This is a genomic window from Maribacter sp. 6B07, from assembly GCF_002700155.1.
Lineage (GTDB): Bacteria > Bacteroidota > Bacteroidia > Flavobacteriales > Flavobacteriaceae > Maribacter > Maribacter dokdonensis.
The window spans coordinates 189,919-212,569 of sequence record NZ_PDUT01000004.1; the positions used below are offsets into that span (position 1 = coordinate 189,919).

Annotated in this window: 23 protein-coding genes; 18 read left to right on the top strand and 5 right to left on the bottom strand. The window is 35.9% G+C overall.

The genetic code is table 11. From position 1 onward, the window contains the following. Positions 1–23 precede the first annotated feature (23 nt). On the bottom strand, positions 24–764 hold the full coding sequence (locus CSC80_RS14890) for an SDR family oxidoreductase (RefSeq protein WP_099192874.1): 741 nt from the start codon (positions 762–764) through the stop codon (positions 24–26). A gap of 239 nt (positions 765–1,003) precedes the next feature. Here CSC80_RS14890 and CSC80_RS14895 point away from each other — a divergent pair, with 239 nt between their 5' ends. Continuing rightward, positions 1,004–1,759 (top strand): amino acid racemase, encoded by a 756-nt coding sequence (locus CSC80_RS14895; protein WP_236973409.1) that lies wholly within the window; start codon positions 1,004–1,006, stop codon positions 1,757–1,759. Here the strand turns inward: CSC80_RS14895 and CSC80_RS14900 are convergent. Then, positions 1,756–2,652: an AraC family transcriptional regulator gene (locus CSC80_RS14900; protein ID WP_099193373.1), complete on the bottom strand. Its 897-nt coding sequence runs from the start codon at positions 2,650–2,652 to the stop codon at positions 1,756–1,758. The genes CSC80_RS14895 and CSC80_RS14900 overlap by 4 nt on opposite strands. 187 nt (positions 2,653–2,839) lie before the next feature. Between CSC80_RS14900 and CSC80_RS14905 the strand changes: the two genes are divergently transcribed. The 17 genes from CSC80_RS14905 to CSC80_RS14985 all read left to right on the top strand — a co-directional run bounded on the left by CSC80_RS14905 (position 2,840) and on the right by CSC80_RS14985 (position 19,729). Further along, positions 2,840–3,139: a putative quinol monooxygenase gene (locus CSC80_RS14905; protein WP_099192876.1), complete on the top strand. Its 300-nt coding sequence runs from the start codon at positions 2,840–2,842 to the stop codon at positions 3,137–3,139. A 207-nt stretch (positions 3,140–3,346) separates the two neighbouring features. Then, positions 3,347–4,021: an NAD(P)H-dependent oxidoreductase gene (locus CSC80_RS14910; RefSeq protein ID WP_099192878.1), complete on the top strand. Its 675-nt coding sequence runs from the start codon at positions 3,347–3,349 to the stop codon at positions 4,019–4,021. A gap of 27 nt (positions 4,022–4,048) precedes the next feature. Then, on the top strand, positions 4,049–5,056 hold the full coding sequence (locus tag CSC80_RS14915) for a zinc-binding alcohol dehydrogenase family protein (protein ID WP_099192880.1): 1,008 nt from the start codon (positions 4,049–4,051) through the stop codon (positions 5,054–5,056). 28 nt (positions 5,057–5,084) lie between these two features. Then, a complete protein-coding gene (locus tag CSC80_RS14920) occupies positions 5,085–5,924 on the top strand; it encodes a DUF4437 domain-containing protein (RefSeq protein WP_099192882.1) in 840 nt (279 codons plus the stop codon). 56 nt (positions 5,925–5,980) lie between these two features. Continuing rightward, on the top strand, positions 5,981–7,624 hold the full coding sequence (locus CSC80_RS19795; RefSeq protein ID WP_099192884.1) for an FAD-dependent oxidoreductase: 1,644 nt from the start codon (positions 5,981–5,983) through the stop codon (positions 7,622–7,624). Positions 7,625–7,638: 14 nt separating this feature from the next. Beyond that, complete coding sequence (locus CSC80_RS14930; RefSeq protein WP_099192886.1) at positions 7,639–8,505, top strand: AraC family transcriptional regulator; 867 nt, start codon at positions 7,639–7,641, stop codon at positions 8,503–8,505. A gap of 122 nt (positions 8,506–8,627) precedes the next feature. Continuing rightward, positions 8,628–9,473: an enoyl-CoA hydratase/isomerase family protein gene (locus CSC80_RS14935; RefSeq protein WP_099192888.1), complete on the top strand. Its 846-nt coding sequence runs from the start codon at positions 8,628–8,630 to the stop codon at positions 9,471–9,473. A gap of 169 nt (positions 9,474–9,642) precedes the next feature. Continuing rightward, entirely contained in the window at positions 9,643–10,626 is a 984-nt protein-coding gene (locus CSC80_RS14940) for a zinc-dependent alcohol dehydrogenase family protein (protein ID WP_099192890.1), read from the top strand. Between the two features lie 207 nt (positions 10,627–10,833). Beyond that, complete coding sequence (locus CSC80_RS14945; RefSeq protein ID WP_099192892.1) at positions 10,834–11,799, top strand: 2OG-Fe(II) oxygenase; 966 nt, start codon at positions 10,834–10,836, stop codon at positions 11,797–11,799. A gap of 190 nt (positions 11,800–11,989) precedes the next feature. Beyond that, positions 11,990–12,769, top strand: a complete 780-nt coding sequence (locus tag CSC80_RS14950; protein ID WP_099192894.1) for an SDR family NAD(P)-dependent oxidoreductase — start codon at positions 11,990–11,992, stop codon at positions 12,767–12,769. 181 nt (positions 12,770–12,950) lie between these two features. After that, a complete protein-coding gene (locus tag CSC80_RS14955; RefSeq protein WP_099192895.1) occupies positions 12,951–14,066 on the top strand; it encodes an esterase-like activity of phytase family protein in 1,116 nt (371 codons plus the stop codon). A 161-nt stretch (positions 14,067–14,227) separates the two neighbouring features. Continuing rightward, complete coding sequence (locus CSC80_RS14960) at positions 14,228–14,851, top strand: MarC family protein (RefSeq protein WP_058102779.1); 624 nt, start codon at positions 14,228–14,230, stop codon at positions 14,849–14,851. A gap of 43 nt (positions 14,852–14,894) precedes the next feature. After that, positions 14,895–15,446, top strand: a complete 552-nt coding sequence (locus CSC80_RS14965) for an NAD(P)H-dependent oxidoreductase (protein ID WP_099192896.1) — start codon at positions 14,895–14,897, stop codon at positions 15,444–15,446. Between the two features lie 41 nt (positions 15,447–15,487). Beyond that, entirely contained in the window at positions 15,488–17,386 is a 1,899-nt protein-coding gene (locus CSC80_RS14970; protein ID WP_091604179.1) for a monovalent cation:proton antiporter-2 (CPA2) family protein, read from the top strand. 194 nt (positions 17,387–17,580) lie between these two features. After that, positions 17,581–18,165: a DUF6515 family protein gene (locus tag CSC80_RS14975; RefSeq protein WP_099192897.1), complete on the top strand. Its 585-nt coding sequence runs from the start codon at positions 17,581–17,583 to the stop codon at positions 18,163–18,165. 161 nt (positions 18,166–18,326) lie between these two features. Then, a complete protein-coding gene (locus CSC80_RS14980) occupies positions 18,327–18,941 on the top strand; it encodes a DUF6134 family protein (RefSeq protein ID WP_201796644.1) in 615 nt (204 codons plus the stop codon). Positions 18,942–18,967: 26 nt separating this feature from the next. Continuing rightward, positions 18,968–19,729, top strand: a complete 762-nt coding sequence (locus tag CSC80_RS14985) for a patatin-like phospholipase family protein (RefSeq protein ID WP_099192898.1) — start codon at positions 18,968–18,970, stop codon at positions 19,727–19,729. 7 nt (positions 19,730–19,736) lie between these two features. Here the strand turns inward: CSC80_RS14985 and CSC80_RS14990 are convergent, their stop codons facing one another. The 3 genes from CSC80_RS14990 to CSC80_RS15000 all read right to left on the bottom strand — a co-directional run bounded on the left by CSC80_RS14990 (position 19,737) and on the right by CSC80_RS15000 (position 22,618). Next, complete coding sequence (locus tag CSC80_RS14990; RefSeq protein ID WP_099192899.1) at positions 19,737–20,348, bottom strand: DEAD/DEAH box helicase; 612 nt, start codon at positions 20,346–20,348, stop codon at positions 19,737–19,739. Between the two features lie 87 nt (positions 20,349–20,435). Beyond that, a complete protein-coding gene (locus CSC80_RS14995) occupies positions 20,436–21,335 on the bottom strand; it encodes an EamA family transporter (protein WP_099192900.1) in 900 nt (299 codons plus the stop codon). 125 nt (positions 21,336–21,460) lie between these two features. Continuing rightward, positions 21,461–22,618 carry an iron-containing alcohol dehydrogenase gene (locus CSC80_RS15000; RefSeq protein WP_099192901.1) on the bottom strand — a complete coding sequence of 386 codons (1,158 nt, stop codon included), beginning with the start codon at positions 22,616–22,618 and terminating at the stop codon, positions 21,461–21,463. Positions 22,619–22,651 lie beyond the last annotated feature (33 nt).

A 22,651-nucleotide genomic window follows, 5' to 3' on the forward strand; every position in this document is an offset into this window, starting at 1 on the left:
GGGGGGCTTACCCCAGAGATTGTTTACTGTTGCTCGCTTGGCACCAAATAAACATCGTTGATATTTACTCTAGCTGGCTGAGTTAACACGTAATAAATGGAATTTGCAATATCCTCCGCCTCAAGCGTTTCCATTTTTTGCATTTCCTTCATCTTATCCTTAATATCCTCATCGGTAATCGTGCTGGTCAAATTTGTAGCCACCGCACCAGGTTCTATAGAGGTAATGTTGATACCATATTTTGGTGCCAATTCTTGGCGTAAACCTTCCGAAAACATTTTCACTGCAGATTTCGTTGCACAATACACCGCTCCACCAGGAAAATACCTGTTGGCGGCCATAGATGATATATTTATGATATTACCACCTTTATTTTCTTTCAATGCAGGTAGTACTGCCGCAACACCATTTAATACACCTTTAATGTTAACATCCACCATTTTATTCCATTCGTCTGTCTTCAATTTTTCAACAAACGATAACGGCATTAAACCAGCATTGTTGATCAATCCTGTAATTTTACCGTATTCTCTCTTTGTTTTGGAAACGACCTTTTCAAAATCTTCTTTTTTAGTAACATCTCCTGTAACCACAAGAGCTTCTCCACCTTTTTTGGTGATGTCTGATTTTAAATCGTTCAATTCATCTTCACTACGTGCCATTAAAACTACTTTAGCTCCATTATCAGCTAATTTCATTGCTGTAGCTCTACCAATACCACTAGATGCTCCTGTTATAATAATTACTTTATCTTCTATTTTCATTGCGTTTTAATTTGATTTAAGCACAAGATAGGAGCAGTTTTTGAGTTCTATTGACCAGATGAATTCAACTATTGACGTATATAGTTTTACGATACTTCTTTATTGATTTAAGTCAAAAAAAACTACTATTTAGGGTGTTAAAAAGGATACTGAAGAAATTATAGATTTATTAAGACCATTACTTATTTAAATGCCATTAATTTGATGCCTTATTTCTTTTTCTAAATAAAGGTGGAGTTATGATGACAAACAAAATGATAGGCATTGTGGGTGGTGTTGGTAGTTATGCGGGCATAGATTTAATTAAAAAAGTCTACGACCTTACGGAAGCCACATCTGATCAAGAACATTTACCGGTATCTATGCTATCTGTACCTCATAAAATTATTGATCGTACCAAATTTTTATTGGGTGAGACAGATGTGAACCCTGGCATTGCCATTTCTGAAATCATAGCTTCGTTGATTGCTAGTGGAGCCGGTATTATTGGTATTCCCTGCAACACCGCGCATGCCAAGCCTATTTTAAGTTTCATTGAAAAGAGCATTCCTGAATCCTGTATTTTGGTAAACCTAATTGAGGAAGTAGGTAAATATATATCGGAAAAACATCCAGAAATTACTAGGGTAGGTGTATTGGGAACTACTGGTACAATTTTGGCGAAAGTATATCCTGAAGTGCTATCAAAATACGGTATTGAGGTAATACAACCTTCTGAAGATATTCAAGATTTATTTGTGCATCCGTCAATTTATGATACTAGTTATGGTATAAAGGCTTTCTCTAATCCTGTTCATCAAAAGGCAAAAGAAAATTTGAGTATGGCAGCCACATATTTATCTAGAAAAGGTGCCCAAGCGGTAATATTAGGTTGTACCGAAATTCCATTAGCCATTCAATATGAAAAAATAGAAAACAGTTTAATTATTGATGCCACTACGGTATTGGCAAGTGCCCTTATCAGAGAATCTAAAAAAATGGAACAATTAGTTTAAGTATGCATAGCAGGCATACAAGTTGCTCTTTTCAATAACATATATTCGCCTTTAATTTTAAAATCCCGAATAGAGGAGCCTGTATAACGTTTAAAGGTTTTTGAAAGATGACTTACATCTGTAAAACCTAAATCATCTGCTATTTGGGTAAGGGTAAAGTCTGAATTTAATAGGCGAATTTCAACCAATTTCAGTTTTGCCTTTATTATATATTCACGTAAAGACATACTTACTTGTTTTTTAAAATATTCACTTACATAGGTGGGCGACATGTTAAATACCTTGGCTAAATTTTCTACCTTTAATAATTCCGTCTTATCTATATGGGTATTAATATAGGTGAGCATTTTAGTGATGCGATCATCAACTTGGTTCTTTGGTAATTCAAAATAATTGCTCTTTTTAATATTGCGAATTAAAATTTCTAAAATACTCGTCATTAAACTAGTGACCAAGTTTATAGATTCTTCTCCATAGTTTCTAGACTCTTGAAGAATCATACCTATTAAATTTTCTAGATAGTTACGATCTATTTCGTTCTTAATGATATCGCCTGGCAATTGATTGTAGTTAGATAGTATGTAAGACGCTTCTTTAAACCATTCATTTCTATCAATGGTTATCCTATTCGCATTTTTAAAAAACGAATCGGTGAACTTTAAAAAAACAAAACGTGTAGGTTTTTCTATGGTAAAAGAATGGCACTTTAAAGGTGGTAACAAAAACATACTATTCTTACCATAGCTATAGTCATTATAATTTATGCACTGCGTACCTTCACCTTCTTTAATTAATACCAGTTCAAAAAAATTGTTCTTCACCGGGCGTTGCTTCCAACTAGTCAATTCAATTTCTTGTATTTCAAAAGGTTTATGTGCTTCTAATACCTGCATTTCACGAACATTTGGATGAAAAATTACAAAATAAGTATAAAATTGAATACAAAACATCAAAAACAACCTTTAAAAATACATATTACATTTATCTCACTTACCTTTTATTTAAAAGCTGAAGTTTATTTTACTTAGTTTTAATTTTTATTTTTCCTATTTTTCAAATCATTTAATTAGAAACATTTTCATGAAGAAATCTTATTTAACCCTAGTAGTACATATTTTAGTAAAAGAAGCATATAGAGAAGAAATAAAAGCTGAATTACTAAAGCTTATTAGTCCTACAAGAGGCGAAGAAGGTTGTATTGCTTATGATTTACACCAAGATAACGACAACCCAAACCTATTCCTATTTCATGAAAAATGGGTAAATCAAGAATATTTAACCAAACATTCTCAAAGTGAACACATTGCGGCATATAGAATTAGTTCTAAAGACAAATTAGAGAATGTTACTGCTTACAAAATGACGGAGCTTACCAACTAGACTAGTAATAATAAAGGTTTTATATCTAAAAAATATAATATAAACCACTATTTATATTGGCTTACAGCTTGTTTTGGCAATATTTTAATATTTGATTGCTCTAAAACCTTTTTTTGTACATATATCACCTTTTTTTATACTACAACATAGGCTCATTACCTATATATCTTTGTCTCAAAATTAAATAACAGACATAAAATATATATAATGAGCACACCTAACATTGCCAAAGAAGACATACTAAACGCTTTTAATTACAGACACGCTACTAAGGAATTTGATGCTACAAAGACCATTTCTGATGCCGACATGAAATTCATCTTAGAAACGGCACATTTATCGCCTAGTTCATTTGGTTTTGAGCCCTGGCATTTTGTGGTCGTACAAGACAAAGAGTTAAGAGAGCTTTTAAAACCGGTTGCTTGGGGCGCTCCTTTAAAATTAGATACTGCCAGTCACTTTGTTTTAGGTTTAGCAATGAAAGCGCCTATGGTAAAGCATAACGCACCTTATATAGAACATATGATGAAAGAGGTAAAACAAATGCCTGCCGAAGTTATAGAAATGTACTCTAAATTTTATAGGGAATTTCAGGAGCGCGATTTTAACTTGGATACGGATAAAAAGCTATTTGATTGGTCTTCTAAGCAAACCTATATTGCATTGGGTAATATGATGACATCAGCGGCATTAACAGGCATAGATTCTTGCCCAATTGAAGGATTTCATCAAGAAAAAGCAGAGGCTTTATTACAAGAGAAATTTGGAATTGATACCGATAAATACGGACTAGCTTTTATGGCCGCCTTTGGATATAGAAAAGCGGACCCAGAGTTTCCTAAATCTAGAAGAAATTTTGAAGACATTGTAACTTGGAAATAAGGACAAGTTCATTTAAAAATCACATTTATGAAAGCAATAGGATACAAAAAAAATCTTCCGGCAACAGATGTTAATTCGCTTCAGGATATAGAAATAGATATGCCTAAAGCAACAGGAAAAGATATTTTAGTTGAAGTAAAAGCCATTTCGGTAAACCCTGTAGATTATAAAATTAGAGCCAATAGACCAGCTCCAGATGGAGAATGGAGTGTTATTGGTTGGGATGCCACAGGTGTTGTTAAGGAAGTAGGAGAAGATGTATCTCTTTTTAATGTAGGTGATGAAGTTTGGTATGCTGGTGATTTAAACCGACAAGGTAGTAATGCCGAATATCAGTTGGTTGATGAGCGTATTGTAGGTAAAAAACCTGCAAGTTTATCGTTTGCAGAAGCTGCTGCCTTACCATTAACTACGCTAACGGCTTACGAAATGCTGTTTCATAGATTAGAGGTTTCTAAAGATGATACCAACAAATCTATTTTGGTTATTGGTGCTGCTGGTGGCGTGGGTTCTATTTTGGTCCAACTGGCTAAAAAGCTTACAAAATTGAATATAATTGGTACCGCTTCTAGAGAAGAAACTACCTTTTGGTTAAAAGAATTGGGTGCAGATACGGTAATTAATCACAGAAATAAGCTTAGCGTGGAATTTGAAAAATACCACTTGCCAGCACCTGAATACGTAGTGAGTTTAAATGCTACTGAACATCACGTAGATGAAATTGCAAAATTGATTAAGCCACAGGGGAAATTCGGATTTATAGATGACCCAACATCCTTAAACGTGATGCTTTTTAAAGGTAAAGCGGTATCTACACACATTGAGTTAATGTTTACGCGCTCTATGTTCCAGACCGATGATATGATTGAGCAGCATAACATTTTAAACGAAGTTTCTGAGCTTATAGACAACGGAACAGTAAGAACCACATTGGGAGAAAACTTCGGGACTATTAATGCAGAAAACCTTAGAAAAGCTCATGCTTTTTTAGAAACCGGAAAAGCAAAAGGCAAAATTGTTTTAGAAGGATTTTAGACTCTATGAGTCAAATAAATTAAGCAAAATGAAAAATATATTATCAATTTTAGCTGTAACGGCTGTATTTGCAAGTAACAAGATAACTGCACAAACACCAACAACAGACGACATTAAGTCTGTAAATGAAGTGGTAACCGCAGATAATGTAGAATGGGGTTGGTTAAACCCTTTACGAGGCGATAAAAGTCCGGCTGCAGGAAAACTTTGGGGAGACAGAACCAAAAACGAACCAGCGGGATTTTTGGTGAAATTCAAAAAAGGATTTTCATCACCACCACACATTCACAACATAACCTATAGAGGTGTAGTAATTAAGGGATTGTTACATAATGATGATGAGAATGCCGAGAAACAATGGCTGCCAGCAGGTTCTTATTGGCAACAGCCAGCGGGAGAAGCGCATATTACCGCTGCTGACGGTGAAGAAAATTTAGCTTTTTTAGACATTCAAGAAGGTCCGTATTTGGTAAAACCAACATCAGAAGCTTTTGATAATGGCGAAAGACCTGTAAATGTTGATAAAACAAACTTGGTTTGGTTAAATGCTAACGACATCCAATGGGTTTCTGAAAAGAGCAATGTAGAAACTGCATTTTTATGGGGAAGTCACGAAAAAAATCAGCTACGTGCCGCACTTTTAAAATTGCCAGCTGGTTTTAATGGAAAGATTAAAAACTTAAGTCCTAATTTTAGAGCAGTGGTCATTTCTGGTGAAGTAACACATCAGTTTTCTAAAAAAGATACTAAAAATGAGTTGCAGCCCGGTTCTTATTTTGGAGCTGAAGAAAATGCAACTTCAATCATTTCCACAGCTAAAGAAACAGTTATCTACATTAGAAGTAATGGAGATTATGAGGTAAAATAGATTACAAACATTATCTTATGTTCAAGGTTATCACTATCTAAACAATCAAACCAATTATGATCGATCCAAAATTTCCTGAATTAACCAATGTTCAGGTAGAAAAACTTAAGAAGTACGGTGAAATAGAGTTCTATAAGGAGCCAACGATCGTTTTAGATTTTGGAGACCGGCATTATGATTTTTTTGTGGTGCTTACTGGCGGAATCAGAATTATTGATCCTGACAAAAAAGATGAAAATATTGCCATTCATACCAGGCATCAATTCTCAGGTTCAAGTAGTATTCTTTCGCACAGAGCCGTTGGGGTTTGTGGTGAAACCTTGGCAAATACGCAGCTTATAAGAATTAGTCCTGATAATCTAAAAAGTGCCATTGCCAAATTCAGTGATATTAGCGATGTACTTCTGAATGCATTTTTATTGCGTGAAGACGCGCTTAAAAACAACGTTCAGGGTATTAAGCTAATTGGTTCTGAACACTCCAATGAAACCTACGCTATTCGTGATTTCATGGATAAGAATGATATTTGGTACAATTTTATTGATTCGGATAAGGAAGACGGATTGGTGCAACTATTGGAAACTTTCAATTTAAAAGAATCTGACTTGCCTGTTTTGATCAATAGTCAGAATGAGATTTCCGTTCGCCCATCCATAGATGAAATTGGTACGTGTACCGGTGTTAGATTACAATTGGATGATGATATTTATGATGTTCTGGTGGTAGGTGCTGGTCCCGCTGGCTTGGCTGCTAGTGTTTATGCCGCTTCAGAAGGCTTAAAAGTGTTGACTATAGATAGTACTTCCCCTGGCGGACAAGCCGGTAAAAGTTCTAAAATTGAGAACTATCTTGGGTTTCCTACCGGAATTTCAGGACGTGACCTTGCCAATAATGGCTACATACAGGCACAAAAGTTTGGTTGTACCATTTCCGTACCGCATAGGGTAGAGGGCATAGTGCGCAAAGAAGGTTATTACGAAGTTAATTCTAACAACACATCTATATTAAAGGCTAAAACGGTCATTGCCGCAACAGGTGCCGCGTATAGAAGACTGCCTTTAGAAGGTATTGAAAAATTTGAAGGTTCCGGAGTGTACTACAGTGCCACTTCAATGCATGCCAATATGTGTAAAAACAGCGAAATAGGTATTGTGGGCGGTGGCAACTCTGCAGGTCAGGCGGCATTGTTTTTGGCAAGCCATGCGCATAAAGTATATGTAATCATCAGAAACGAGGATATTGGCGCAAAAATGAGCGATTATCTAGTGCAGCGAATTTTCGCATGTGATAATATTGAAGTTTTAACGGGTAGTAATGTCGTTAAGGTTGACGGCGATACGTATTTGGAAAAGGTAGAAATCAAGCAAAACGATACTTTAGTCCAAAACAACATTAATTACCTGTTTACATTTGTTGGCGCAAAACCGTGTACGGAGTGGTTAGACAATATCATAGATACGGATGCTAAAGGCTTTGTACATACAGGGCTCACTATTTGCGACAATGCTTTAAATGGCGAATCAGTTTTCAAACATAGAAAGCCTTACACTTTTGAAACCAGTTTGCCAGGACTTTTTGCTGTTGGCGATGTGCGTTCCGGGTCGGTTAAACGTGTAGCTTCGGCAGTAGGTGAAGGGTCTATTGTAGTTAGTGACATCCATAAATTTTTAGCGCTTGAAACCGAAGCAAAAATTATATAGTACTTTTAAGCCCTATGCCACGTACCATAATCGAAAATATTGTAATTCAAGAATACAAAGACCAAACCTTTTTTGAGTTTTGTAAGTATACTAACATCAGGTTTTTTGAAATCGTGTATTTTGAAAAGGGTAGCGGCACCATAAAGATTAATGGGAAAACAGTAAACTATTCGGCTAACAGCATTTTTGTTTTTGTACCAGATGATATTTATATCGTAAATCCGGAATCGGCAACTACTACCATTGCCATTAAATTCTTGAAAAGCTTTTTTAGGGGAGATGCGCCACAAAATGCAAATCTTCCAGTGAACGATTGGTTTCGTAAAATTGAAGGGATTCTAAACAGTGAAAGTCATCAATTACGTGAAATGCGTTTTGAAACCGAATCGGACAAAATACATTTACTTTCATTGATAAAAATGGTGGCTGCGGAAAACGATAAAAAGAAATCATACGATCTGTTTATCATTCAAAATTCACTTTCTGTAATTCTTCACCTTATTGCCCGTAACATTCAGTTTCTAAATGCTGATATGAGTACCAAAATTGTGGAGTCTTCTAAAATTCAGCAAATCATCAACTTTATTCACGCCAATATTTACAATCCTGAATTGCTGACCACCAAAAACTTGGCAGAAGAGTTTCATATGGCGGACAATTACATCAGTGAATATTTTAAAAAACATACTGATGTGTCGCTAAAAAAGTACATTCTTAACTACAAATTAAAACTGGTAGAAACCCGATTAAAATATACGGATCTGCAGTTCTCAGAGATTGCAATGGAATTAGGCTTTACAGATTCTAGTCACCTTAACAAGACTTTCCAAAGTTATAAGGGGATGACTATTGGTGCTTATAAGGCAAGTATTTCCCAATAAATTACCATTTACCTCTTTTTTTACTAAAAGCCCTTTGTTTTTTACTTATCCAAAGCTTGAGTGCCTAGGTAACTTTGTCCTGTAATACTAACAGAACAATAATTAACCAAAAACTCAATACTATGGAATACAAGAATTTTCAAACATTTACAGCAGAACAAAAAGGAGGAATTTTAACAGTGACTATCAATTTTGGTCCTGTAAACGTACAAGGGCAAGAAATGATTGCAGATTTAAGTAGTCTTTGTTTACGATTAGAGCGCGATAGAAGCGTAAAAGTAGTTGTTTTTGAATCTTCAAATCCAGATTATTGGGTGTGTCATTATGATACCAACTTACTTAGAGATATGTCTATGGAAGCGGTACCTAGAAACGAAGTACAGTTATTGGACTTACAAGCAATTTTAGAAAGATTAAGCAACGTACCACAAGCAACCATAGCTAAAATTGAAGGTTTTGCGCGTGGTGGCGGACACGAAATGGCGTTGGCACTGGATATGCGTTTTGCAGCAAGAGGTAAAGCCAAATTTATGCAAATGGAAGTAGGTATGGGCATTTTACCTTGTGGTGGTGGCGCTTCACGTATGGCAAGACAAACAGGACTTGGAAAAGCACTTGAAATTATTTTGGGAGCCAGAGATTGGGATGCAGACGAAGCTGAAAAGTTCGGAACTATTAACAAAGCATTAGATGCAGATGAAATAGGACCTTATGTGGATGCTTTGGCAGAGCGCATTTCTAAATTTCCGGCAGATTCTATAGCAGCTAGCAAACGTGCGGTATATGCGTCTATAGACTTACCAATAAAGGAAGCTTTAAAAGAAGAAGCTTACCAGTTATTTCAGGCTACGAGCAGAACACCAGCCATAAAAAGATTCACCTACGCAGATGAAAATGGCGCTCAGTTTGACCATAACAACCAAAAGAATTGGGAACAAATGGTAATGGATATTCAAGAAGTAAATTAAGGGCGCCGAGCGCCGAGCGCTACACGCTTTACGCCAATCGCATATCACAGTTTGCGTAGAGCGTGTTGCGCACAGCGAATAGCGAATAGCGAATAAAATAAAGTCTCTGTCTAAGGCTAGAGATATTTCCAAAGATAAACAGATTAAAACAATAAAAAGAAGAAAGATTATGAAAGCAATGCTTATAAACAACTACGGAGAAAACGGAAATTTCGAAGTATCAGAAATAGAAAAACCAACAGTAAAAGCAAATCACGTATTGGTGAAAATAGCGGCATCTAGTGTAAATACGATTGACACTATGATTAAAAATATGGGAACCGATTTACCATTATCACCAGCTACACCAGCCTTATTAGGTATGGATTTCTCAGGAACCATAGAATCGGTTGGAGATGGCGTAGAAGGTTTTAATGTAGGCGATGAAATATATGGTTGCGCTGGCGGATTAGCCGATTTACCAGGAACCTTAACTGAATATATTGTAGCCGATAGCAACCTTGTAGCGCACAAACCAAAAGGCTTAACTATGCGCGAAACTGCAGCTTTACCTTTGGTAGCTATTACAGCTTATGAAGGTTTAACAAGAGCAGGCGTAAAAGAAGGTCAGAAAGTATTGGTACACGGTGGTTCTGGTGGTGTTGGTCATTTAGCGGTGCAGTTGGCAAAGTATTTTGGAGCAGAAGTTTTTGCTACAGGTACTGGTGGTAATCAAAAAGCTATTGTTGAAAAATTTGGTGCAACCTTCATCGATTTTAAAACTGAAAAAGTAGCAGATTACACAGCAAAATATACCGATGGTGGTTTTGATGTGGTTTTTGATACTGTTGGTGGTGCAAACCTGACCAATTCTATTGAAGCTGTTGCCTTAAACGGGCATATTTCTACTACGGTGTCGTTATGTGAGTTAGACTTAACTCCGTTGCATTTTAAAGGAGCATCATTACACGTGGTATTTATGCTAATACCAATGTTGCATAATTTTAAAAGAGAGGAACACGGAAATATTTTAGAGCGTTTGGCTGAAATTTCTAATGAGGGACATTTAACGCCAATAGTAGATGAAAACAAGTTCTCGTTAGAAGAAGTTGGTGATGCTTACGCACATTTACAAAGCGGAAAAGCTATTGGTAAAATAGTAGTTGAGAACTAAAAACAATAGGGATTTGCAATGTATCCTTATGGTTGATTAATAGTGTTAAATGCCTCTTTTTAGAGGCATTTTTCATTTAAAACATAGCAAAACCTTGTTTTTTACTAAAACCTCCATTTTTACTACCAAAGCAGAACAGCCGGTTGTGCGTAATTTTGTTATAGATAAAAAATACAATAGCAGTAGCTATACTTAAAACATATAATTATGAAAACAATAGAACATACCAATGCACTTGCAGAAGCTCGTGCTTTAGAAGTACCATCAAGAGAATTATCGTTAAGACGCGATCCATCAGTTGCACGATTTTGGAATGAAAACCGTAAATTGCTAGAAGCTGCTTGGGCAGAGTGGGAAATAGAAAACAAAGACGATTTACTAGTTCCTGACGAAACTTTGCTTGACCCACGTTTACGTAAAGCTATTAAGGACGCTTGGGAAAATCCAGAAAAAGAATCTGCTGTTGCCGATTTATGGGAAGAAGTTATACCTGGTGTTTATGTGGCACAGTTTTTTGATGTAGATCGCTTAGCGGATTTCCGCAACTATTTAGAAGCTGTTGCAAACTCAAGAGTACCAAAACGTGCGCCTTATGGCATACAGTTAAACCGATATGGAATGATGCTAGATCCTCGTTCTGAAGGGCATTTGGCTGCACCTAATTTTCAGGCTTTTTATAATGATATGATGGACCGTTTTATGCGTCCTATAGCGCGCTTGCTATTGGGAACCTATGGTTATGACAATCAGACTTTTGGATTTTCAATACAGTACAATCCAGATAAGGACAAGGATTTACACGCACATACCGATGCTTCTGCGGCTACCTTGAATATCAACATTAACTTACCGGATGAAAAGTTTACAGGATCTGAGGTCGATTTTTATGATAAAGCTTCTGGAAAAACGGTACAAGCTATTTTTGAGCCAGGAAAAGCCATCATCCATAGAGGTAATGTGCCACACGCAACACATTCAATTACAAGCGGACAACGCAGTAATTTAGTAGTTTGGCTGTATGGTGACCGTATGCAAATACCACGTGGTAGTACTAGCAGTTACGGAAACATTGGTAGCAATGGTTCAATCAAAGACATTGCATTAGAAAGTGTTACGGCTCGCCAACGTTGGAGTTTACCTGATGGTCCTAAAGATACCGTTGCACCATTCTAATTACAGCAAGTGTAGTTTATTATATTAGACAAAAAGTAAAACATCTCCGTGCAAGCCCATGAGGAATTCAAAGGAAACAAACCTTTAAATTCGAGGCAAGCCTCGGAATATTATACCCTTTGGCGGTGCCAATAAAATTATAAAACTGGCAATAGTTGTATTGCCAGTTTTCATCAACATAAAAAATACAATGAAACATATATTAATAACAGGGAGTACCGACGGCATAGGAAAATTACTTGCCTTGCGTTTGGCTAAAGAAGGGCACTTTGTAGCCATTCACGGTAGGAGTGATGCTAAATTAAGCGCTACTTTAAAAGAAATTAAACAACAATCTAATAATGAAAATGTAATAGGCTTTTTAGCGGATTTTTCAGACTTAATTGCGGTTAAAAATATGGCTGAAGAAGTTGCTGAAAAAATGCCGGTAATTGATGTTTTGGTCAACAATGCAGGCGTTTTAATGACAAATGATAGTAGTGGAACTACAGATATACGGTTTGTGGTAAATTACTTTGCACCATATGTATTTACTAATGGCATATTAGCAAATTTAAAAGCATCGGACGCACCAAGAATTGTGAATTTAAGTTCTGCCGCGCAATCTACTATAAATATACAAGCATTAGAAGGTAAAACAGGCTTGGGCGCCAACGAAGCATACGCACAAAGCAAACTAGCATTAACAATGTGGAGTTTTTATTTAGCGGAACAAGAACCATCAATTACGGTAGTGGCAGTAAACCCGGGTTCTTTATTAAATACCAAAATGGCTAAAGAAGCTTACGGACAGCATTGGTCTCCTGCAGAAAAAGGGGTTGACATTCTGTACAATTTAAGTATGACAGATTTAGCAAAATCAGGTGAGTATTTTGATAATGATAAAGGTTCATATGCCACAGCACACGCAGATGCATACAACACTCAGAAAATTGAAAATTTACTTTCTATAACAAATACATTGGTTTAGGACTTTTTTGTTCTTTTAATTTGATACAACCTTTTTATTATGAATAATTTTGCAAGAGTAAAACACCTCAGGATAAGCCCATGAGGCATTCAACGAAAATAAACTTTTAAATTCGAGGCAAGCCTCGGGGTATTATACCCTTTGGCGGTGCCAATAAAATTTCGCTATTAACACCAATAAAATGAGGATTGTAGTAACATTGCTATTTGCATGCACAGCTTTAATAATAACGTCTTGCGGTGGTAAAAAGGATAGCAAGGAAGCAGAAAACACTATAAACTTACGTTTTGTAGATGAGTATGTTCTGCCAGCAGAATCAGCTCTTAACAGCACTAAAGTTGGTGGCTTATCCAGTATTGATTATGCAAATGGCAGTTATTATTTAATCAGTGATGATACTGAATTTCCAAGATTTTATCAGGCTGAGATTTCGTTTGACTTAAATGGCTTTGATTCCATCTTCATGAAATCGGTTATACTCCTTAAAGATAAAAATGGTCTAGGTTTTTCTAAAGGAAGTATTGATCCAGAATCTTTAAGATATGATAACGGCTCGTTCATTTGGACAAATGAAGGTAATATCAATAATGGAGTAAACCCATTTGTACGTATTTCAGATTCAAACGGAAAATTCGTTAAAGACATTGATATCAGAGACCGCTTTTTAATCCACGCTGACCCAAAGTTTGGTCCTCGTCATAATGGTGTTTTTGAAAGTATAACCTTAAGTCATCACCAAAATGGGTATTGGGCGGCAATGGAATTACCATTAAAACAAGATGGCGATGAACCAACGTTAGACGAGACTGATTCGCCAGTAAGGATTGCTTTTATCAATAAGGAAACCCATAGTTTTGAAAAAGAAATAGTATACGAGTTAGATAATGTAGCCAGGCAAGCTATAAATGGGCATTCTTTTGAATTGAACGGTGTTGTAGAAATTTTGGAATATGATACCAATAAGTTTTTAGTTTTGGAACGTTCTTACGCTATGGGGTACCAAGATGGTGGTAACACGGTTAAAATTTATGATGTAGATGCCAGTAATGCAACGGACGTAAGCAATTTTATAAGTTTAAAAGACAGAAACTACTCAAAGGCAACCAAAAAGCTTTTGTATAATTTTGATACTATTAGAAATGAGTTAACAAACGGTGTTGTAGACAATATTGAAGGTATTACGTTTGGACCAAATTTTGAAAATGGTAAAAGGTCTTTAATTGTGGTTGCCGATAACAACTTCAATCTTTACGGCAGTCAACTCAATCAGTTTATTTTGTTTGAAATTGGCAAGTAATTTAAAACCTGTACCCTTAAAGTATTCCAGTTTAAAAATGAGATTAATTTTAAAATGGTCCAAGCTTTTCTTATTTTTCAATAATTCCCAAAAGTTTCAAAATTATTTAGGAATTTAAAATGGAATTGAAGTTCTTGCACGATTAATTTTTGCTCATAATAATGGATGACTTAATTACATTTTCAATTGCCGTTTTTACTGGTTTCTTTGCCATTACAAACCCAATTTCTAACATGACCGTTTTTTTATCGCTAACCCAAGGTGCCGATAATAAAACCAAGGAGGATATCAATAAAAGAGCAAACCTAATTGCATTTATTATTGTATTGGTATTTGTGCTTTTAGGCAAGTATATTTTTGAACTTTTCAATATCAGTATTCCGGCGTTTAAGATTACGGGCGGAATTCTAATTTTCTATATTGGTTTTGAGATGCTTCAATCAAAACAATCTAATGTAAAAAATATAAAACACGTTAATATTGATGAGAATATTGCCGTGTCTCCACTTGCCATTCCAATTTTGGCCGGTCCGGGAACTATTGTTACCGCAATGAACTTTGTGTCCAGTGCACAACCGGTACATATTGCTATAGTTATTGCCGTATTCGGTTTTATGAGCCTTCTAACTTATTTCACGTTCAGACTTAGTAATTTAATAGTAAAATTAGTTGGCTTTAACGTTATTTCGGTAATTGGAAAAATAATGGGTCTTATCATAGCCATTATTGGTACGGGTATGATCATAGAGGGTATTAAAATCTCCTTTAATCTAATTACGAAGTAATTGGCTTACTAAACCATAGGTCATTATTCTTAATTGATATAACATGAAAAAAGTACTTGTTTTATTTGCTCACCCAAAGTTTGAAAAATCTAGGGCAAATACCATTTTGGTCAATTATATCAGAAATAAAGAGGGTGTAACCTTTCACGATCTGTATGAAGAGTATCCAGATTTTCATATTGATGTTTCCTATGAAAAAAAATTATTGGAAGAACATGATGTAATCGTTTGGCATCATCCAATGTACTGGTACAGTTGTCCGCCTTTATTAAAGCAATGGATAGATATGGTGTTGGAATTTAATTGGGCATACGGACCAGAGGGCAAGGCCCTAACTTCAAAAATATGTTTAAATGCCATTACTACCGGTGGAAGTAAAGAATTGTATTGCTCACAAGGTAGCAATAGCTATACCATTACCGAGTTTTTAAGACCTTTTGAACAGACCGCCAACCTTTGTCTAATGAATTATAGACAACCATTTACCGTTATGGGTACCTATAGATTAACTGATGAACAGCTTAGCGAATACGGTTCGCAATACAGTTCTTTGATAGATAGCCTACAAAATGAAAAGACGGTGCTTAGTACATAAAGTTCAGTTGTATTAAAAGCACTAAATAAACCAAACCAATTATGACCGGAAGCCTTCTTTTTGATGCCATTGTATTTTTATTGGGAGCGATCATCTGTGTTTCTATAGCTAAAAGATTAGGCTTGAGCTCTGTTTTGGGCTATCTGATCGCCGGAGTTTTAATAGGTCCGTATGTTTTGGGATTTATAGGTGAAGAGGGAGAAGACATCCTTCATTTTGCTGAATTTGGAGTAGTGGTCATGCTATTCTTGATTGGGCTTGAAATTGAACCAAAGAACTTCTGGAATATGCGTAAATCCATTGCAGGCATGGGTGGTTTACAAGTTGCCGGGACCATGCTGCTCTCTTATCTCTTTTTTATACTAATTGATTTTGATTGGAAGGTTGCCTTGGTGATATCTATGGCAGTTGCCTTATCATCAACGGCTATAGCCATGCAAACTATTGATGAAAAAGGCCTTATGGAAACTACCTTTGGTAATTCGGCATTTTCCATATTATTATTTCAAGATATCATCGTGATCTTTATGTTGGGAGCAATTCCTTTGCTTTCCAATACCGAGGTTGAAGCAGCTGCAGATAGTCATGAATCTACCGGTAATCTTTTAGATGGTTTGCCCATGGGCTACCAGACATTGGCAATTATTCTATCTGTAGTGTTGATCATAGGTGCGGGTCAATATTTAATTGTTCCCATGTTAAGAAGAGTCGCTAAAACGGGAGTTAGGGAACTGCTGTTTGCCTCTGCTTTGTTAATCGTATTCAGTATTTCATTCTTAATGGAGTATGTTGGCCTATCACCTGCTTTAGGTGCCTTTCTAGGGGGAGTGGTACTTTCTAGTAGTGAGTACAAACATGAACTTGAAAGTAACCTTGAACCTTTTAAAAACCTTCTTTTAGGTTTGTTCTTTATAGCCGTAGGTGCGTCCATCAATTTTGTGGTCATTGCCAAAATTCCTTTGACCATTGGCGGTATATTATTGGCAATAGTATTGATAAAGGCATTGATACTTTTTATTACGGGAAAGGTATTTAAACTTAAACTGGACCAAAACTTGTTGTTAACATTTAGCTTGGCCCAGATTGGGGAATTTGCTTTTGTATTGCTATCCTTCGCATTTCAATTAAATATCCTAGATCAGGAACAGATGGATATAATGTTGGTAATCACGGCACTGACCATGTCCATTACTCCCATAATAAGTATCATAAACGAACGATTCATCTTACCAAAAATTGGAACTAAGGAGTCCATCAAAAGACCTATGGATCATATTGCGAAATCACAAAATGTTATTTTGGTAGGTTTTGGTCATTTTGGAAGTACGGTCGGTAGATTTTTACGCTCTCATGGTATTGAAGCTACTATATTAGATCAAGACTCCAATAGGGTAGATGTACTCCGCAAAATGGGTTTTGAAGTATATTATGGTGATGCCACTAGAATAGATCTTCTTGAAGCTGCAGGTATTGCAAAGGCTAAAATATTGATATGCGCCATAGATAATCCTCCTATAACACAAGAAATTACCAAACTTGTGAAAGAAAAATATCCTCATGTAGAATTAATGATACGTGCCCAGAATAGAAATGATGCATATGAATTGCTGAATTTGGGCTTTGAGAATATTTACCGAGAATCATTAGATACCTCTTTAGCATTGGCAAAAGATGTTTTAAGTAAACTAGGTTTTAGAAAATACACCTTAATTAGACAGGTCCAGAATTTTATTAAATATGATGAATCTAGTTTAAGAAGGCTGGCAATGGAACCCAAAGGCGATGATGATTACCTTTTTAAGGTTAGAAAAGAACTTGAAGAGCAAGAGCGATTATTGGAGGAGGATTTTAAAAGAGGCATTGTTGAATATGATATTCATTGGGATAGTGAGTCTATTAGAAAAGTATTGAAAAACCAACAGAACAATGCCAAATCTTAAACGCTAAACCAATAGCGTAAAGTACCACCAAAACTCAATCTTAAAACTTCTATACAATTTACTCATTCGTAGATCAAATTCCCTAAATCATCTATTAGTACAGTTTTTTCATCTGTTTCATTTAAACCACTTGCCATATTACTTGTCAAAGTATGGAACGATAAAGTAAAGTTTAACTTTTAAAACTAAAACAGATGAAAACAAATACTAAAACATATGCAATACTTGGTTTGTTATTAATTGCTTTTGCTTTACCTAGCAATGCCCAAACACGTAAAAGAACAACAACAAAAACTACCACTACCAGGACCGTAACTAAAACACCTGGAAGGGTTTCCAGTAAGAAAGTAGTATACAGAACACCAACGAAAAAGGTGGTTTCGGTGAGATCGGTTCCTAATAAAACCGTGGTTAGACACAATGGTCAAAATTATTACTATGCCAATAATAAATATTATACGGCTTCTAGAGGTAGATATATTGCCATTGCACCAAAAGTAGGATTTAGAATCAACACTTTACCTGCTAATTCAGTAAGGGTAAGATTTAATAATCGACTTTATTTTAATGTAGGGGGCACTTTTTATATTGAAGCAAATTCTGGATATGAGGTGGTTGAACCAGAAATTGGCACCGTAGTTTATGAATTACCAGACGGGTATGAAAAAGTTACTATTGACGGTTTAACATACTATGAATATGCTAACATACTTTATGAAAAAATACAACTGGACGGTTCTAGAGCCTATGAAGTGGTAGGTATTATTGATATGGAATAATTAAATTAAAATTGAATTTGTAAAGGGCTTACCCATAATGGGTAGGCCTTTTCTGTTTATGAACAGTAGTGAAATATGACAACGGTTAGTTTTTACAAGAACACGTTTTGTTAGATTTACTACTTCATTACATTATTCATCATCAAAACAATAATTAACCAATGCCGTCAACAAATCAACTACTTGGTATTTTCATTTTTGCTATGACTCTGCTAAGTGCTGCACCAAATACTGTTAATACCAGTAAAAATACCCTAAACTTTACCATTATCAATAAAGACAAAGCCATTGGCACCTTAAAAGCTACCAAAGTTGTTAATGGTTCAAAAATTCATTATCAAAGTATTACGACAATTAAAACAAGGGTGATCAAGGAAATTGAAGTAGATTATAAATATGATGTTGTATTTGAGGATAACCTATTAAAAAAGGCTAGCGTAATCATTGGGGTAGATGATAAACCCTATGCCGATATCATCACCAACCGTGCAGATCAAACCTATCTAATTACTAAAAACAAAAAGAAAGAATCGGTTATAGAAAATGCTATACATTATGCGACCATAGTTTTATATTTTAAAGAACCTATAGGTATTGATAGTTGCTATTCTGAACAAGATGGTAGCTTTAACACCATTGTACCTTTAGGCAATCATGTCTATAAAAAGATCAACGCCAAAAAACATGAAAATGTGTACTATTATGAAGGTGGATATTTACAGAAGGCTGAAATTGATGGCGGATTGATAAAATTTGAAATAGTGGCAGAAAATTGAATTTTAACCTAATAAAATAAATGGTCATGAATACAGGATTAGTGTTATCTGGAGGTGGTATTAGGGGTGTAGCCCATATTGGAACCATAAAAGCCTTGGAAGAATATGATATTTTTCCGACCCATATTTCAGGTACCAGTGCAGGTGCCATAGTTGGTGCCCTATACGCCGGTGGTATTCAATGGCAAGAAATTTTAGACTTTTTCAAGGCAATTCCAATTTTTCACACCAATAGGTTCGCAAGAAGAAAACCCGGATTTTTAGATACCGAAAAGTTTTATGACGAGTTTAAAAAGTTTTTTCCAAATGATGATTTTGGCGCCTTACCAAAACCATTGTTTATTACTGCTACCGACATTATAAAGGGCGAATTGGTCATTTTTGAAAAAGGAGAATTGATCAAACCAATTTTAGCCTCGGCAACTTTTCCCGGTGTTTTCTCTCCAATTGATATAGAAGGGTCTTATTATATAGATGGCGGTGTACTGAACAATTTCCCTGTAGAACCTCTATTAAGCTCTTGTGAAACTATAATTGGCAGCTATGTAAACGCTCTTAAACCTGTAGCCATTAACGATCTAAAACATTCTTACAATGTTCTTGAAAGAGCATACAAAATAAAATCAGCCGCAGAATCTCTTGCAAAATTCCCTATTTGTAAATTTGTAATATCACCTAATGAACTTTGTGAGTTTGCCACTTTTGATATGCGCAATATAGATACGATCTTCAAAATTGGTTACGAAAGCACCATTAAGGTTTTAAAGGATTTAGAATATAAAAAGTAAAACGTATTTACTCAGAGACATACTGTGCGCGTTCCATGAAGAAATCTTCAAATCGCTCTAATTTTGGAGATAATTTTTCAGCATATAGTACATACTGGCATTTTCTAATACTTTGTGAAACCGTAACCATTGCGGTATAATCGGATTTCTGAATTAAAAAATCACCGTCATCAATACTGCAAATTTTTAATTGCGAAGTACTTACACCATTTGACAAAAACAATTTATGTAGGGTAGTAGGGGTGGTAATCAGAACATCGATCCCCTCAAAAATTTCCGACTTCTGAATGTCTATATGCAGTTCTTTATAACTGGCATAGAGCCTCATATCCGTATACTTGGTATACTCAAAAAACTTATCATAGAGCTCCAGCACTTTTTCTTTGTTTTCAACAACGACCACTGCTCTAGGCGCATTACCTTCTGCCTTGCACTGTAATTTTTGTAATGTTGTCAAAATTAAAGCGGTGGTTTTTCCACTCTCCTTAGGACCATAACAATATACATTTGCTCCACTTTTAATAACCGGTATACTCTTCTTCTGAAGTGAAGTGGGCTTTTCAATTGCCAATGCTGTCAACCTTTCAAGTAAATGCGGATTCAGTTTTTTAAATGCCATAGCTAATGATACAAATTAAACGAGCTGTTCATGTGCAAAGATACTACCTACAAGGGGGCAATACCAATTAGAAAGTATATTTAAGCACTAGCTATATAGTATTAGAAAAACGCCCAGCATAATACCTGCCAATGGAACTAGCTTTTTACGCTTATTTTGCTCTTTGAAGATAAAGCCACCTATGACCACGGCAATAAGAATTTGACTTCGTTTAATGGCCGATAAAAGCATGATCAATGCATCTGGATCCTGTAATGCCTTAAAGTAAAAGTAATCTGCAATTTGAAGTAAAATACCCACCAATGGTATGGTCCATCTCCAAGTAAATGCCTTTCTTTTTTCGGCATAAGGAAACCAAGTTACCGTAAGTATGATCAATAAAAATAAAACGGTGTAAAAGCAAAACCAGAATTGCAATGCCTGCGGATTCAAGGCTAAGCTTTGAATTAAAAATTTATCGTACAAACCGCTTGAAGCTCCTAAAAAAGTTGCTCCAACAATAGCAAAGATCCATTTATTTCGCTTAAAACGGATTCCTTCTTTTTTACCGATTCGTGAGTAGAGAATCACAGAAAATATGATAAGAAAAAAACCGATCCACTGCCATGAATTCGGTTTTTCCTGATAAATGGTGATGGCACCTATAAAAGTGAAAAATGGTCCCGCAGATCTTATGGGCGTAACAATGGTTATGGGCAAATGTTTTAATGCTTGGTAGGCCAGCACCCATGATGCCGCCATGATCGCTGATTTAATTGCAATAAATCCGTGAGTTTCAAGAGGAATATTAGTGATATAAAAATCTATGGACACCATATATTCCTTGAAGAACAAGGAGCCAAAATAAAAGGGCAGGAGTAATAAAAACCCAGACGAGATCGTACCCAACAATACAGGAAAAACCTCATTGCCCTGTACAGCATGCTTTTTGCATAAGTTGTGTAATCCTAAAAATAACGCCGCTAAAAGTCCAAGGTACATCCACATAATGCGCGCGAAGATATTGGTTTATCTTATTTGTTCATAACCGAAAAACCTTGTATTGCACCTTTAAAACAAAAAGGGGATGCCTTTTGTAAAGACACCCCCTTTTTCAACACTCAAACTTAATGTTAATATGCCATTTTTACGATTTTTTCAGCGTCTTCAGGCATTAAAGCTTGTCGCTCACCTAATTTCCAACCTCGGTCTGTAAAACGTTTAGCAATCTCTTCAGCAGTACCTTCGTATTCTTTGGTATAATCTGACAATTTGGTATCTATGCCCAATTCTTGAAAGAAAGCTTCGGTTTTCTCAATAGCCGCATAAGCCTTGTCATCAACACTTCCCTCGGTTATATTCCATACACGTTCGCCATATTGAGCCAATTTTTCCTTTTTGGCCTCAAAATTATACTTGTAATGACTTGGTGCCACAATTGCCAATGTACGTGCATGATCAATACCGAACAACGCGGTTAATTCATGCCCCATCATGTGTACGGCCCAATCTCCAGGTACTCCTTTTTGAATTAATCCGTTCAAGGCCATGGTACAGCTCCACATAAAATCGGCCGCAGGTTTATAATCCGTAGGGTCTTTAATCACCTTTGGCGCTACTTCAATCAACGTTTGCATAATACTTTCTGCAAATCTATCTTGTAACGATGCTTCTATAGGATACGTCATGTACTGTTCCAAAACATGTGTAAAAGCATCGGTAATACCGTTTACCAATTGACGTTCAGGAATGGATGTGATCACTTGTGGGTCAAGTACGGAAAACTCTGGGAACAATCCTGGTCCGCCCATGGCTAATTTTTCCTTTGTTTCCGCTCTTGTGATCACCGCTCCTGAATTCATTTCAGAACCTGTTGCCGGTAACGTTAAAACCGTACCAAATGGCATTCCTTTTTGGGTTCTCACATTTTTAGTAAGTATATCCCATGGGGTGTCACCTTCATAAACAGCTGCCGCAGATAGGAATTTTGTCCCGTCAATTACAGAACCGCCGCCTACTGCCAATAAGTAAGATATATTTTCATCCTTAATTACCTTCAACGCCTTCATCAATGTATCATATTCAGGATTGGCAGGAATTCCGCCAAACTCAATAACATCAAAATTGGACAGTGCCTTGGTTACCTGATCGTAAATGCCATTTTTCTTAATACTTCCGCCACCGTAGAGCATAAGTACTTTAGCATTGGCGGGTATTTCACTTTCTATTTTTTTAATCGTATCCTTTCCAAAAATGATTTTGGTGGGATTCTTAAATTCAAAATTGTTCATTTTCTTTCTCTTTTAATTTTTAATTGTTCATTG